We start from the raw sequence: 14,580 nt of genomic DNA on the forward strand, positions 1-14,580 counted from the left end.
TTGTGTCCTTTGGGGGGGGGGGGGGGGGGGGGGTCACGGGTTTTTTTGGGGCCCGGGCCGGGTCGGGCCCCCTTGGGGGGTGGGGTATCGCGGGCGGGGCGGGTGCCCCCCCCCCCGACACCCGCTCCCCTGTCCTACTCGACGACCTCGGCCTTCACGAGGACCACGTCCTCCTTGGGGACGTCCTGGTGGCCGGCCTTGGAGCCGGTGGGCACGGCCTTGATGGCGTCGACGACGTCCTGGCCCTCGACGACCTCGCCGAAGACGGCGTAGCCCCAGCCCTGGACGTTCTTGCCGCTGTGGTTGAGGAAGTCGTTGTCGGCGACGTTGATGAAGAACTGGGCGGTGGCGGAGTGCGGGTCCCCGGTGCGGGCCATCGCCACGGAGTACCTGACGTTCTTCAGGCCGTTGTCGGCTTCGTTCTGGATGGGGTCGCGGGTCTTCTTCTGCTTCAGGCCGGGCTGCATCCCGCCGCCCTGGACCATGAAGTTGTTGATGACCCGGTGGAAGACCGTCCCGTCGTAGAAGCCGTCCCGGACGTACTGGAGGAAGTTCTCCACCGTCGCCGGGGCCTTCTCCGCGTCGAGGCGGAGGACGATGTCGCCGTGGTTGGTGCTCAGCTTGACCTTCGACATGACTACCTCACTGTCTGCATGGTTGCGGCTACGGAACGCTCACGGGGGCATTGTGACAGGAGGGACCGCCGGGCACCGCCGAGGCGCTCAGTGCGCCAGACTGAAGTCGCCGCCGACGGGGGCGGCGAGGTTGTCGATGCCGGTGAGGGCGGTGAGGGTGGGGACGGGGGTGGTGCTGTCGGTGGTGGTGCCGTCGCCGAGCTGGCCGGAGCCGTTGCTGCCCCAGGAGTGGACGGTGGCGGTGCCGGACAGGGCCACGGTGTGTTCGCGGCCGGCGGCGACCAGGCGTACGCCGGTGAGGCCGGGGACGGTGACGGGCAGGACGCGGAAGACGGTGGTGCCGTCGCCGAGTTGGCCGGCGGTGTTCTGGCCCCAGGCCTTGAGGCGGTGGTCGGTGTCGACCACCGCCATGCTGTGATTGCAGCCGGCCGCGATCCGGGTGACGCCGCCGGTCCAGGTGGCCTGGGTGGCGACCGGGGTGAAGCGGTTGATGGTGGTGTTGTCGCCGAGTTGGCCGGTGGCGTTGTAGCCCCAGGCCTTCACCGTGGCGCCGGCGCCCGGTGCGCCGACCAGGACGAGGTTGTGGCCGGCGCCGGCGGCGATGCGGCTGACCCCGGTCAGGCCGGCGACCGGGGCGGCGCTGCCGCGGCTGGACGAACTGCCGTCGCCCAGCTGGCCGTTGCCGTTGTAGCCCCAGGACCAGACGGTGCCGTCCTCGCGCAGGGCCAGGCTGTGGTGGAGGCCGGCGGCGACGGCGACGATCCTGCTCAAGCCCTCGACCCGGACGGGGATACCACTGTCGGCGGTCGCCCCGTTGCCGAGCTGGCCGTGGTCGTTGCGCCCCCAGGCCGCCACGGTGCCGTCGCCGAGCAGGGCGAGGCTGTGCGCGCCGCCGGCGGCGATGTCGATGACGTCGGCGAGGTCGAGCACCTGGCCGGGCGCGTTGTGGCTGAACACGGTGCCGTCGCCGAGCTGGCCCGAGCCGTTGACGCCCCAGGACTGCACCGTACGGTCCGTGAGCAGGGCCAGTGCGTGGCCGGTGGCGGCGCCGAACCCGCCGGCGGCGATCTTCACGACGTCGGTGCCGGTGAGCCCGTGCACGGTGGTGGCCGTGGTGCGGAGGTCGGTCCAGGTGCCGTCCCCGAGCTGGCCGGAGCGGTTGTTGCCCCAGGACTTCAGGCGCTTCTCTGCCATGCGACGATGCCTCTTTACTTGTATGACAATAAGTCAAATCGTCGATACGTCACCCGGGTTGACGATTCCACGATCATGGACCGACGCTACCCACGCCTCCGCCACCGGCACGGGAAACGGCCGCCGGCCACCCGATCGGGTGACGGGGCCTTCCCGGAGCCGGAGACGGGCAGGAGGGGGCGGCAGCGGCGGCATCGGGCCGCGCCGCCCCCGGGGGGCGCGCTTCCGGGGGTGCTCCCGGGGCGCTTCCGGGGCGCTACGCCGCGCCGAAGTGGCGCTTGGTGTCGGCGATCAGCGTGCGCAGGAACGCCGTCCCGGGTGCGTCGGTGAGTGCCGCGGGGCGGCGCAGGAGCGGGGCGGGCTCGTAGGCGAAGGTCCAGGTGAAGCGGGTGCCGCCGGCGGCGAGGGGCTCGACCAGGTAGTCCTCGCCGAAGCGCCGGTAGATCGGCAGGCTGGCCTCGGTGACGCAGAACGCGTGCCGCCGGCCCTCCTCCCTCTCCTCCCAGTGCACGAACTCCTCGCGCAGCCGCAGCACCCGAAGGGCCGTGACCTCCCGGGTCGTGCCGACGCCGTGCGGGCCCGGCGAGGTGTAGCGCCCGCCGGCCAGGCCGCGGCACCAGGACAGCGGGGTCCGTCCGGCGAGCCCCTCCCACACGGTGTGCGGCGCCACCGGCAGGTCCATCCGGAAGCGGTGGCGGTGCGGCGCGGTGTCGAAGAAGGACGCGTCGAAGCGCTCCAGCGCGAACCAGGGCATCGGGGGCCTCCTCGTGCGGGTCGGGGAACCGCCCGAGCGTATCGGGCGTGAGAAGAGGGCGCGGGCGGCGGGCGCGGGCGGCGGGCGCGGGCCCGGGCGGCGGGCGTCCCGTCAAGCCGGGTGGTGGGCCAGGCGGTGGGCCAGGCCCGGGTAGTCGGCGACCAGGCCGTCCGCGTCCAGCAGCAGCTCCGCCCGGTAGTCGCCGGAGGCGTAGCGGACGGTGGCGCTACCGTCCGGGTGGCGGCGCAGGTGGGTGTACGTCTGGCGGGAGGGCACGACGACCAGGTCGGGCACGCGGATCCAGGCCATCAGGAAGTGGTGCTCGCCGGGGCCCTGGTGGAGGGCGTGGCGCAGGACGGGTGGGGTGTTGGTGAGCGGGGACAGGCCGAGGTCGCAGTCGAGGGCGCCGTCGAGGTCGGGGCGCGGGGTGCCGTCGACGGTCCAGTGGCCGGTGGCCTCGTCGCGGCGCAGGTCGAGGGTGCGGGTGGTCTCGGGGGTGCGGGCGGTGACGTGCATGCGGCGGGTGGTGAAGCCGTCGCCGGTCTCGAGTTCGTAGTCGAGCCAGTAGGGGGCGGGTTCGGCGGCGGCGGCGCGGCCGTGGGCGGTGAGGGTGGTGGGGCGGAGGTCGATCCAGGAGGTCTCCAGGCCGGCGGTCTCGGTGACCCGCCAGGTCGGTACGACGCTGCGGGTGGTGTGAGTGGTGCGGGTGGTGTGGATGGCCTGGTCGGTGCGGGCGGTGCGGGCGGTGCGGGTGGTCTCGGGGGTGCGGGCGGTCCGGTCGGTGCGGTCGGTGCGGTCGGTGCGGTCGTTCATTCGTGCACGGTACTGCGGGCCGCCGACAGCGGCCCGGCGGGCCGTCAACGCGGGGCGCTGCCGCATCGTTCCTTCGTACGGGTGAGGGTGGGGCGGGGTGTGCCTCGTGGCGGGCGGGGCGGGGGCCGGGGCGGCGGCGGGGCCGGTCGCGGGCTCCCCATAATCGCGTGGTGATCACATCCTGTGACGAAGCGGCGGCCCGTCTGCGGGCCGTGCCCGGGCTGTCGTGCTGCGCCCGTCCCCTGTTCCTGCTGCCCCTGCTGCGCACCGGCTGCCTGTCCGAGGTGCTGAGTGTGGAGGGCGCGGACGCGGGCTGGGCGGGCGAGTTCGGGGCGCGGTTCCACGCGCTGGAGCCGTACCGCGCGGTGCGCGACCACACCTCGCTGGGGGCGGGCGTCCACGAGGTGCTGCGCCGGATCGCCGAGGGCGACGACGGGGGCAGCGGTACGGGCGGCGGCACGGGCGGCGGCTGGCGGGGCCGGGAGCTGGCGCTGCTGCCCTACACGGCGATGAAACCCGAGTGGCGTACGGCACTTGACGCGCTCGGCGCCCGCCTGGCGGAGCCGCCGGTGCGGCCCGCGCTGCCGGTGCTGGGCGACAAGCGGGCGCAGCGCGCGTGGCTGCGGTCGGTGGGGGCGCTGACGCCGCGGGACGCGGTGGTCCCGGTGCTCGACCATCGGGAGCTGCGCCGGCGTTTCGGTGACCGCTATGTGGTGCAGACGCTGCTCGGTTCCAGCGGCAAGGGCACCTACCTGGTCACCGGGGAGGCGGATCTGGCTCCGATCCGCCAAGTCGGCGGCGGGCCCTGGCTGGTGAGCGGTTATGTGGAGGGCGCGGCGGTCAACGTGCACGTCCTGGTGTCGGCGGACGGCACGGTGCGGGTGCTGCGTCCGTCCGTCCAGCTGACCCGGGTCGAGGGGGTCGGCGCGCCGTTCGGCACGTACTCCGGTGGCGACTTCGCGGCGCCCGCGCTGCTGCCGGCGCGGGCGCTGTCGCGGGCCGGTGCGGCGGCCCGGCGCGTCGGGGAGTCGTTGGCGGCGCTCGGCTACCGGGGGCTGTTCGGTGCCGACTTCGTCCTGGCGGGCGAGGAGGCGCTGCTGCTGGAGCTCAACTGTCGGATGCAGGGCTCGACCTGGCTGCTGGGTGAGCTGGAGCTGGCGGAGGACGCGCTGCCGTCGGCGCTGCGCCATGTGCTGGAGCTGTACGGCCACGCCACCGGCGGTGAGCCGCGCACGGATGCGGCGGGCGCGGTGCAGTTGGTGGTGCGGCACACCGGGGGCCCGGTACGGGTGGCGGGTGCGCCGGGCGGTGGGCTGCACCGGCTCAAGGACGGGCTGCTGCAGTACTGCGGGGCCGGGTTCGGGCTGCTGGAGTGCGGCCCGGACGACTGTGTGCTGCTGCAACTGCCCGCCCCGGGAACGGTGTTGCACCCGGGGGTGCCGCTGGGCCGGATCGTCGCCCGGTACTCGCTGACCACGGCGGACGGCACCGCGCTCACCGAGCAGGGGCGGCGGCTGGTGGAGGCCCTGCGGGCGGGCTTCGCGTTCGAGCCCGTCGGGGGGCCGCTGCCGTGCGCGGTGCCGTGCTGACGGCGTCGGTGGCGCTGTACGTCCGCCCGGCGGTGGCCGCCGACCTGCCCCGGCTGGCGGCGCTGCGGGCGGAGGCGGCCGCGTGGATCGCGCTGGAGCACGGTTCGGCCCAGTGGTCGTCCCCGTACGACCCGGAGCGGGGGCTGGCGCTGATCGCCCGGGGTGCGACGGTGGTCGCGGCGCTGGCGCCGCGGGGCGAGGCGGTCGCGACCGTGACGCTGCGGCCCACCGGCAGTCCGCGGCTGTGGAGTGGGGAGGAACTGGCCCTTCCGGCGCGCTACTTGAGTTCCTTCACGGTGGACCGCCGGTACGCCGGGCGGGGCATCGGCGCCCGGTTGGGCGACTGGGCGGCCTGGCGGGCCGCGCGGGCGGGCGCCGGGCTGCTGCGGGTGAACGTGTGGAGCGACAACGCGGCCCTGCACGCCTACTACCGTGCGCGGGGCTGGCGTTGGGTGCGTACGGTGACCGGCAGCCGCAGCGGTGCCCTGTTCGAGCGCGCCACGGTCGCGGTGGCGCTGCCGCCGCGGGTCCGGGAGGCGGACGGCCTGCGGGTGTGAGGCGGGGCGTGCGGCGGGTCCGGGCGGCGGGTCCGGGCGGCGGGTCCGGGCGGCGGGTCCGGGCGGCGGGTCCGGGCGGCGGACGCCCTCTCGACGCGGCCCGGCGCGGGCGAGCATCCTCGTGTCCCTGTGCGCGGCGTGCGCTCGCGCGCCGCCGTCACCGTGTCGAGTGGAGGAACCCGTGCCGCAGGAGCAGCCCGTGTCGCCGCAGGAGCCCGCGTCGCAGGAGCAGCCCGCGCCGCAGCAGGAGCCCGTGGAGCGTCTCGTCCTGGACCCGACCGGCCGCGCCCGCGACGCCGAGAGCGCCGAGCTGTCCGCGCGCGGGTCGGCCACGCCCGTGGACATCCTGGGCGTGCGGGCCTGGTCGGTGTCCGACCCGGAGCTGCTGGAGGAGCTGACGAAGGACCCGCGCATCTCCAAGGACGGCTCGCAGCACTGGCCGGAGTTCGCCGAGGTGGTGCGGACCTGGCCGCTGGCGATCTGGGTGAGCGCGCGCAACATGTTCACCGCGCACGGCGCCGACCACCGTCGGCTGCGCCGGCTGGTGGGCGGCGCGTTCACCGCCCGCCGGGTGGCGACCATGACCGCCGGTGTGGAGGAGCTGACCGACGCCCTGTTGGACGGCCTGGCCGCGGCCGCTCCCGGTGAGGTGGTGGACCTGCGCGACCGGCTGGCCTACCCGCTGCCGATCCAGGTCATCTCCCGGCTGCTGGGCCTGCCCGACGGGATCACCGGCACCTTCCGGGGCATGGTCGACAAGGTGTTCTCCACCGTCCTGTCCCCCGAGGAGTCGGCGGCCACCGTCACCGCGTTCCTGGCCCTGCTGGAGGAGCTGATCGCCGCCAAGCGCCGCGAGCCGGGCGAGGACATGACCTCGGCGCTGATCGCCGCCCGCGACACCGAGAGCGACGGCGCCGCCGGCGCGCTGAGCGAGGAGGAGCTGCGCGACACCCTGCTCCTGATCGTCTCGGCCGGCTACGAGACCACCGTGAACCTGATCGACAACGGCATCACGGACCTGCTCACCCACCCCGGCCAGCTCGCCCTGGTGCGCGCGGGCAAGGCCGACTGGGACGACGTGGTCGAGGAGGCGCTGCGTCGCGACGCGCCGGTGGCGCACCTGCCGATGCGCTACGCGGTGGAGGACGTCGGGCTGCCCGGCGGGGTGACGGTGCGCAAGGGCGAGGCGATCCTCGCCGCCTACGCGGCCGCCGGGCGCCATCCGGCGCGCTACGGCGACAGCGGCGCCGACTTCGACGTCACCCGGCCCGTCAAGGACCACCTCGCCTTCGGGCACGGCGTGCACTTCTGCCTCGGCGCGCCGCTGGCCCGACTGGAGGGGCGTACGGCGCTGCGCCGGCTGTTCGAGCGCTTCCCGGACGTGGCCCTCGCCCCGGGGGCGCGGCTGGAGCCGGTCGACTCGCTGATCTCCAACGGGCACCGTGCGCTGCCGGTGCTGCTGGGGCCGCAGGCGCCGCGGGCCTCCTGACGCCCGCGCCGACGACCCGGCCCTGTGCCCCTGCGCCGCCCTCGCCCGGGTGGCGCAGCGGGGCGGGCCGGGGGCGGGTGGGCGTGTTAGCAATGGCCGGTGGGGGGCGGGGGGTGTCCACGCGACGCGCTCGCGGCACGTTCGCGAAGCAATCGCGCCGCACTCGCGGAGCACTCGACTTCCGGAGGCCGTCTTGTCGCACCACCTCAGCGGACCGAACCTGCGCTCACCCGAGGGTGACGCGCGCCTGGACCTGACCGACCTGTTCGCCTTCTCCTCGCCGGAGCCTGGCCGGACGGTACTGATCATGAACGTGAACCCGGTCGCGCCGTCCGGCGGCGCGGCGTTCCACCCGCAGGCGGTGTACCGGATCGACGTCGACACCGACGGCGACAACCGGTCCGACATCGCGTACAGCTTCACCTTCTCCGAGCCGGTGGGCGGGGCGCAGACCATGACGGTGCGCCGTGCCACGGGTGAGGGGGCGCGCGGGTACGAGGCGATCGGCGAGGTGCTGGTGGCGGACGCGCCGGTGAGTTTCGACGGCACGCCGGCGGTGGTGGAGGCGGGGGCGTACCGGGTGAGTGCGGGGCTGCGCAGTGACCCGTTCTTCGCGGATCTGGACGGGATCGTGAAGGAGTTCCAGTGGACGGGGGTGGACTGGGGTGCGGACAAGAACGTGTTCGGGATCGTGCTGGAGGCGCCGGACGCGCAGTTCGGGCCGTCGCCGCAGATCGGGGTGTGGGCGCGGGTGAGCGTGCGCAAGGACGGGCGGCTGGTGTCGGTGGACCGGGGTGCGCACCCGTCGCTGACGGCGTACTTCAACGAGGAGGACGTGAAGGACGCGTACAACGCCGGTGATCCGGTGGACGACTGGGTGACGTACCGGGTGCCGTGGACGGCGAAGCTGCAGCACTTCGGCGGGTACACCACGGACGCGGCGGAGGCGCAGCTGCGGCTGGTGCTGCCGGACGTCCTGCGGTATGACCGGTCGCGTCCGGCGGTCTATCCGAACGGGCGGTCGTTGACGGACGACGTGACGTCGGCGCGGCTGACGATGCTCACGGACGGCAAGGTGTCCAGCGACCACATCGGGCCGCACACGGACCTGCTGGCGGCGTTCCCGTACCTGGGGCACCCGCACTGAGCCGCCGCTGCGCTGTGCCGGTGCCGGTGCCGGTGCGCTGTGCCGGTGCCGGTGCGCTGTGCCGGTGCCGCTCCCCCGGGGGCGCGCCTGTTTGTCCGTCGGGCAAGCAGGTGCGCCCCTGTCGGATGTCGGGGACCGCTGCGGGCACCGGATTCCCAGGCCGGCGGGCAGTGGAGGGACGGATCGTCCGTCCCCGTGCCAGTCAACTCGATCACGCTCGACCTGTCCTGACGTTCCGTCGGTTCGGCAGGGTCGGGGTGCCCGCCGCGGGAGGGGGGCGGCGGGCGCCCCGCCGTGCCGTGCCGCTTGCCGTCCGGTTGCCGGGGCGTGTTCACGAAGATAACGAATAGTGGTGGATTCCCGGGAGGCTGGTTTTACTTATTGACGTCATGTACGCGCCCAGGGTTGACTCCCCCCACCCCGCCGCAACGCCGCGGCGACCCCAGGGAGAGGCAAACCGTATGAACGCCGTCCTGCGTCGCGCCCTCGTCTCCACCGTGGGCCTCGCGCTGACCCTGTCCATGACCGCCGCCTGCGGCAAGGCCGGCGGCGCCAAGAGCGAGTCCACCTCCGCCGGCGACCCGAACGCCATCGGCCTGCTGCTGCCCGAGAACGCCTCCTCGGTGCGCTACGAGTCCTTCGACCGCCCGTTCATCGAGGCCAAGGTCAAGTCCCTGTGCGCGCGGTGCAAGGTGCTGTACAACAACGCCGAGGGCAGCGCCGCCAAGCAGAAGCAGCAGTTCGACACCCTGCTCGCCCAGGGCGTCAAGGTGATCATCCTGGACCCGTACAACGCCAAGTCCACCGAGGGGTGGGTGCAGGAGGCCGCCGCCAAGGGCGTCAAGGTCGTCGCCTACGACCGCCTCGCGAGCGGCCCGGTCGCCGCGTACACCTCCTTCGACAACGAGAAGGTCGGCGAACTCCAGGGCCGGGCCCTGCTGGACGCGCTCGGCGCGCAGGCCGCCGAGGCGAACATCGTCATGATCGACGGCGACGAGGCCGACCCGAACTCCGCGCAGTTCAAGTCCGGCGCGCACAAGGTCCTCGACGGCAAGGTCAAGAAGGTCGTCTACGAGCAGTCCGGGCAGTGGGACCCGGTCGTCGCCGGGCAGAAGATCTCCGCCGCCGTCACGGAGTTCGGCAAGAACGGCTTCCAGGGCGTCTACTCCGCCAACGACGGCATGGCCGCGGCCATCATCACCCAGCTCAAGGGCGCCGGCATCAAGGTCCCCGTCGGCGGCCAGGACGCCGGCCTGGACGCGATCCAGCGCATCGTCAACGGCGAACAGGCGTACACCATCTACAAGGCCTACCGCCCGCTCGCCGAGACCGCCGCCGAACTGGCCGTCGCCCTGCTGCAGGGCAAGGACGTCAAGGCCGTCGCCACCGAGAGCGTCGACAGCGGCGCCGACAAGAACATCCCGGCCAAGCTGCTGGACGCCAAGGTCGTCACCAAGGACAACATCGCCGCCACCGTCCTGGCCGACGGCCTCTACAAGGCCTCCGACGTCTGCACCGCCGACTACGCCGCCGCGTGCGCCGCGGCCGGCCTCAAGTAGCCGCCCCCGGCCGCCCAGTAACCACTGAAGCACTTCAAGCAGCCGATCAAGTAGCCGCTCCCCCAAGGTGGTTGTTCCCGTGACAGGCGTACCCGTCCTGCAGCTGCGCTCGGTCTCCAAGCGCTTCGGCGCCGTCCAGGCCCTCACCGACGTCGACCTCGCCGTCCACGCCGGCGAGGTGCTCGCCCTCGTCGGCGACAACGGCGCCGGCAAGTCCACCCTCGTCAAGACCATCGCCGGCGTCCACCCCGTGGACGAGGGCACCCTCGCCTGGCACGGCGAGGCGGTACGCCTGGCCCGACCCCAGGACGCCGCCGCCCTCGGCATCGCGACCGTCTACCAGGACCTCGCCCTGTGCGACAACCTCGACGTCATCGCCAACCTCTTCCTCGGCCACGAGAAGCGCCGCCGCGGCCTGCTCGACGAGGTCGCCATGGAGCAGCACGCCCGCCGGCTGCTGGACACCCTCGCCATCCGCATCCCCGACGTGCGCACCCCCGTGGCCGCGCTGTCCGGCGGGCAGCGGCAGGTGGTGGCCATCGCCCGCGCCCTGGTCGGCGAGCCGGCCCTGGTCGTCCTGGACGAGCCCACCGCGGCGCTCGGCGTCGAGCAGACCGCCCAGGTCCTCGACCTGGTGGAGCGGCTGCGCGAGCGGGGCCTGGCCGTCGTGCTGGTCAGCCACAACATGGCCGACGTACGGGCGGTGGCCGACACCGTCGCCGTGCTGCGCCTGGGCCGCAACAACGGCGTGTTCCCGGTGGCGGGCACCACCCAGGAGCAGATCGTCGCCGCGATCACCGGCGCCACCGACAACGCCCACGCCCGCCGGGCCCGGCGCACCGAGCACACCGAGGAGGCCGAGGCCCTGTGAGCGCCCCCGACACACCCGCCACCCCCACCGTTCCTACCGCCGCCCAGCCCGCCGCCGCCGCTGCCGCCGATCCGCGGCTGCAGCAGACCGCGCCGGGCCTGGCCGGCCAACTGCAGGCCGCCCGCCGGCGCCTGGCCTCCGGCGAGCTCGGCTCGCTGCCGGTCGTCGTCGGCCTGGTCGTCATCGCCGTCGTCTTCCAGTCCGTCACCCACCACTTCCTGCAGGCCGACAACCTCACCAACATCACCCGCTTCATCGCCGGCCCCGGACTGATCGCCGTCGGCGTCGTCTTCGTGCTGATCCTCGGCGAGATCGACCTCTCCCTCGGCTCGGTCGCCGGCGCGAGCGCCGCCGTCGCCGCGGTGTTGACGGTGCGTCAGGGCTGGAGCGAGTGGGTGGCCATCCTCGCCGCCCTCGGCGCGGCCTGCGTCATGGGGCTGCTGCACGGCCTGTTCTTCGCCCGCGTCGGCGTGCCCGCCTTCGTCGTCACCCTCGCCGGGATGCTCGCCTGGAGCGGCCTGCAGGAGTACGTCCTCGGCGACGGCGGCACCGTCAACAACCGCCACGACGGCATCGTCGCGAGCCTGGACAGCACCTTCCTCGGCGACGGCGACATCGCCTACGCCTGGGCCCTCGCGATCCTCGCCCCCGCCCTCTACCTGGCCGCCCGCCTGCGCACCGCCCGCCGGCGCCGCGCCGCCGGCCTCACCGCGGCCCCCGTCGCCGACAGCGCCATCCGCGCCGGGGCGCTGGCGGTGCTGTGCCTGGCCACCGCCTACGCCCTCAACCAGGACCGCGGCCTGCCGCTGTCCCTGGTCGTCCTGCTCGGCGCCGTCCTCGCCACCGACTTCGTGCTGCGCCGCACCCGCTACGGGCGGCAGGTCTTCGCGGTGGGCGGCGGCGTCGAGGCGGCCCGGCGCGCGGGCGTCAACGTCGCCCGGGTACGGATCTCCGTCTTCGTGCTCTCCGCCTTCCTGGCCGGCCTGGGCGGCCTGTTCTACGCCTCCCAGCAGGGCTCCGCCGACAAGCAACTGGGCGGCGGCAACGTGCTGATGAGCGCGATCGCGGCGGCCGTCATCGGCGGCACCAGCCTCTTCGGCGGGCGCGGCAAGACCTGGTCCGCGCTGCTGGGCATCCTCGTCATCCAGTCCATCACCACCGGCCTGGACATGGTCCACGCCGCCCAGGCCATCCAGTACATGATCACCGGCGCCGTCCTGCTCGCCGCCGTCGTCCTCGACTCCCTCACCCGCCGCACCCGCGCCACCGGGCGCGGATAGCCCGGGGCGGGCCCCACGGGAGCGCCGCGCCCGGGGGCCCGCCCGGCGTCAGGAGAAGGTGATCTCCAGCCAGGGGCTCATCATGATCGCCCGCTCGCCGAACGGCTGCTGCTCCAGCTCCCCCTGGGCGGCCTGGAGGTTCTGGCCCGGTCCCTGCCAGAACGTGTACGGCCCGCCGTCGTTCTCGGGCCGGATCAGTGCCCAGTACTGGTAGTGCGTCAGGGTGAGGTAGACGCGCTTGTTGACGTAGTCCAGCACCACCTTGACGTTGTGCTCCCAGTCGCTGCCCGTACCGGTGTACTCCGCGAAGCCGCGCGGGGCCGTGGCCGCGTTCTGGACCGAGGAACCCGCGCCGGACTGCGAGTTGGCGGTGTAGTGGTCGTGCAGCGGCCTGGCGTGCGCGGGCACGGCCGCCGGGTCGAACCCGTTGTCGGGCAGCCGGCCGTAGTCGTCCTGGTGCCAACTGCGCAGCGTGCCCGGCTGGCTGGGGCTCTTGTCGCGCACCGCCTGCTGCGCCGGGCTCCGCTCGTCGATCACCGGCCGCTGCTGCCCGGGGTCCGGGTCCTCCAGCTGGTAGCGCACGTCGAAGACCAGGTTGAGCAGCGGGCGCGGCAGCATCTCGACGGCCTGCTTCAGCGTCAGCTTCTTCAGCGGCAGGTTCGCCCCGCCCCGTGCGTGGCTCTGCAGCCGGGGCTGCTCCTGCGGGGCCTGTCCCCCGTTGACGACCGGGCCGAGCGAGCGGGCGGTCTTGTCCCGCATCGTGTCGTCGCTGCCCCAGTACGGCTCCGTGTTCCCGGACAGGGAGGTGTGGTAGTAGCCGGTGTCCACGGTGTTCGGCTCGGTCGCGTACCGGGTGTCCGCGTTCGGCACCGGGACCATGGCGCCCGGCCCGTCCTCGTGCTCCGGCGGGTTGTGGTCGGAGACGTAGGCCTGCTGGGTCTGCAGGAAGGTGTTCACGGCGGTGACGAGCGCGGTGGTCAGCCGCAGGGCCTCGGGCACGTCGAGGGTGGCGGGCTTGAGCCTGTCCCTGATCGCGGCGAGCCTCGCCTTGAACCCGCCCTGGGGGTCGAGCTTGTGGGCGCGGTTCACCTCGTCCTGCACGGCGATCGCCAGGTACCGCGCGAGCTGGGGCGCGGTGAGCGGCTGTTCGTCGGTGGCGCCCACGCCCCGCGCGTACATGCCGGGGGTGACCTTGACGATCCGCTGCACGGCGGCGGCCGGTCCACCGGCCCGCGCGTCGCGTACGGGGGCGCCGTGGTCGTGCGCTTCGTCCGGGTGCCCGGCCATGACGCGCCGCGCGGTGGCCTCGGCCTCCCGCTCGAACCGGTCGGCGGGGTCGGAGACCTTCAGGCCGGCCCCGTTGTCGGTCCCGGCGACGGCGCCCCGGCGCTGCTGGATCACGTGCGCGAGCTCATGGGCCAGGGTGTGCCGGTCCCCGCCGCCCGCACCGACCACGACGTGGCTGCCCGAGGTGTACGCCAGGGCCCCCACCTCGGCCGCGGAGGACCGGGCCGCCGGGCCGCTGTGGATCCGCACGTCGGAGAAGTCCGCGCCGAACCGGGCCTCCATGTCGGTACGGACGGCCTCGTCCAGGGGCCGCCCGGGCGCGCGCAGCACCTCGTGGACGGCGGAACGCTGCACCTCGGGCAACTCGTCGTGCTGCCCGTCGTGCTGCCCGTCGTGCCCGTGGCCGGCCCGGCGCAGCATCTGCACGACGGCCCGGTTCCCGGCGGCCGCCTGCTGGGCCATCGGGCTCCAGGGCGCTGCGGACGCCGCCCGTGGCCCGGTGGGTTGCCGGGCCGGTTCGCGGCTGGTGCCGGCGCCGGTCGTCCTGGCCCTGCTGCGGTCGTGCATGCGCTCCCCATCCGATGGCGGCCTTCGGCTCGTCTCGCTCCTGCCTACCGGGCCGGGGCCGCCCGGACCAGAGCCGCCGGGGCAGTCCCGGGGACGAACCGGTTGCCCCGGCGCACCGCTGTTGCCGTCGGCGTGGCGCAGCGGCCCCGTACGCCCCGCTCAACCAGCCACTGCGCGCAGGAAGTCGGCCCGCTCGACTTCCTGCGCGATGGCCCGGTCACCCGAACACCACAGCCCGGACAGCGCAGCGCACGAGAAGTCGGCGGAGTCGACTTCTCGCGCGTACGACACGGGTCCTCAGGCACGGACCGTCCAACCCCAACCAATCCCCACGCACAGAAAGTCGACAGGATCGACTTCCCACGCGGTAGCCCGACCACCCGGACAACACAAGCCCAGGCAACGCTCTCCCAACCCGCCGCCGGAACGCGCAGGAAGTCGGCGAGGTCGACTTCTGGCACAAGGCGGCCGGGCATCGGGCCCAGCCCGGACGACACCCCAACCCACCACCGGGACACACAGGAAGTCGGCCCGCTCGACTTCCCGCGCACGACACAGACCTTCACCTTCACGCACGGGCCGCTCAGCCGCAGCGGCCCGCGCAACCCACCCCAACCAACCACCGCGCACAGAAAGTCGGCGAGGTCGACTTCCCGCGCGCGGGACAGCTGGACCCCCAGGGCCGATGGCATGACGAGGCTGCCGGGCATCGGCGGCATGTACTGCCGCGCAGGAAGTCGGCCAGGTCGACTTCTGGCACAAGGCGGCCGGGCATCGGGCCCAGCCCGGACGACACCCCAACCCACCACCGGGACACACAGGAAGTCGGCCCGCTCGA

12 protein-coding genes are annotated in these 14,580 nt (G+C 73.9%); 7 read left to right on the top strand and 5 right to left on the bottom strand.

Annotation, left to right across the window (positions count from 1 at the left end):
* Positions 1 to 134: 134 nt before the first annotated feature.
* From ACIQ87_RS10375 to ACIQ87_RS10390, 4 genes are all read right to left on the bottom strand, one after another.
* Positions 135 to 635 (bottom strand): peptidylprolyl isomerase, encoded by a 501-nt coding sequence (locus tag ACIQ87_RS10375; protein WP_402404452.1) that lies wholly within the window; start codon positions 633 to 635, stop codon positions 135 to 137.
* An 87-nt stretch (positions 636 to 722) separates the two neighbouring features.
* Positions 723 to 1,829: an RCC1 domain-containing protein gene (locus ACIQ87_RS10380; RefSeq protein WP_402404455.1), complete on the bottom strand. Its 1,107-nt coding sequence runs from the start codon at positions 1,827 to 1,829 to the stop codon at positions 723 to 725.
* Between the two features lie 256 nt (positions 1,830 to 2,085).
* Positions 2,086 to 2,583: an SRPBCC family protein gene (locus tag ACIQ87_RS10385; protein WP_402404458.1), complete on the bottom strand. Its 498-nt coding sequence runs from the start codon at positions 2,581 to 2,583 to the stop codon at positions 2,086 to 2,088.
* 111 nt (positions 2,584 to 2,694) lie between these two features.
* Positions 2,695 to 3,396 carry a putative glycolipid-binding domain-containing protein gene (locus ACIQ87_RS10390; protein WP_402404461.1) on the bottom strand — a complete coding sequence of 234 codons (702 nt, stop codon included), beginning with the start codon at positions 3,394 to 3,396 and terminating at the stop codon, positions 2,695 to 2,697.
* Between the two features lie 170 nt (positions 3,397 to 3,566).
* Here ACIQ87_RS10390 and ACIQ87_RS10395 point away from each other — a divergent pair, with 170 nt between their 5' ends.
* The 7 genes from ACIQ87_RS10395 to ACIQ87_RS10425 all read left to right on the top strand — a co-directional run bounded on the left by ACIQ87_RS10395 (position 3,567) and on the right by ACIQ87_RS10425 (position 11,888).
* The gene (locus ACIQ87_RS10395) at positions 3,567 to 4,985 is read left to right on the top strand and encodes an ATP-grasp domain-containing protein (RefSeq protein WP_402404463.1); all 1,419 of its coding nucleotides are present in this window, start codon (positions 3,567 to 3,569) and stop codon (positions 4,983 to 4,985) included.
* The gene (locus ACIQ87_RS10400; RefSeq protein WP_402404466.1) at positions 4,967 to 5,542 is read left to right on the top strand and encodes a GNAT family N-acetyltransferase; all 576 of its coding nucleotides are present in this window, start codon (positions 4,967 to 4,969) and stop codon (positions 5,540 to 5,542) included. Before ACIQ87_RS10395 ends, ACIQ87_RS10400 begins: the two co-directional genes overlap by 19 nt.
* Before the next feature lie 253 nt (positions 5,543 to 5,795).
* Positions 5,796 to 7,031: a cytochrome P450 gene (locus ACIQ87_RS10405; protein WP_402404557.1), complete on the top strand. Its 1,236-nt coding sequence runs from the start codon at positions 5,796 to 5,798 to the stop codon at positions 7,029 to 7,031.
* Between the two features lie 193 nt (positions 7,032 to 7,224).
* Positions 7,225 to 8,178 carry a DUF4331 family protein gene (locus ACIQ87_RS10410; protein ID WP_402404468.1) on the top strand — a complete coding sequence of 318 codons (954 nt, stop codon included), beginning with the start codon at positions 7,225 to 7,227 and terminating at the stop codon, positions 8,176 to 8,178.
* A gap of 461 nt (positions 8,179 to 8,639) precedes the next feature.
* The gene (locus ACIQ87_RS10415) at positions 8,640 to 9,737 is read left to right on the top strand and encodes a sugar ABC transporter substrate-binding protein (protein ID WP_402404470.1); all 1,098 of its coding nucleotides are present in this window, start codon (positions 8,640 to 8,642) and stop codon (positions 9,735 to 9,737) included.
* A 79-nt stretch (positions 9,738 to 9,816) separates the two neighbouring features.
* Entirely contained in the window at positions 9,817 to 10,608 is a 792-nt protein-coding gene (locus ACIQ87_RS10420) for an ATP-binding cassette domain-containing protein (protein ID WP_402404473.1), read from the top strand.
* On the top strand, positions 10,605 to 11,888 hold the full coding sequence (locus tag ACIQ87_RS10425) for a sugar ABC transporter permease (RefSeq protein WP_402404476.1): 1,284 nt from the start codon (positions 10,605 to 10,607) through the stop codon (positions 11,886 to 11,888). The genes ACIQ87_RS10420 and ACIQ87_RS10425 overlap by 4 nt, the downstream gene beginning before the upstream one ends.
* A 48-nt stretch (positions 11,889 to 11,936) precedes the next feature.
* On the opposite strand, the gene ACIQ87_RS10430 is transcribed toward ACIQ87_RS10425, so the two are convergent.
* On the bottom strand, positions 11,937 to 13,637 hold the full coding sequence (locus tag ACIQ87_RS10430; RefSeq protein ID WP_402404479.1) for a DUF4157 domain-containing protein: 1,701 nt from the start codon (positions 13,635 to 13,637) through the stop codon (positions 11,937 to 11,939).
* Positions 13,638 to 14,580 lie beyond the last annotated feature (943 nt).

The sequence above is a fragment of the Kitasatospora sp. NPDC096204 genome (assembly GCF_044763205.1).
In the GTDB taxonomy this organism is placed as follows: Bacteria; Actinomycetota; Actinomycetes; order Streptomycetales; family Streptomycetaceae; genus Kitasatospora.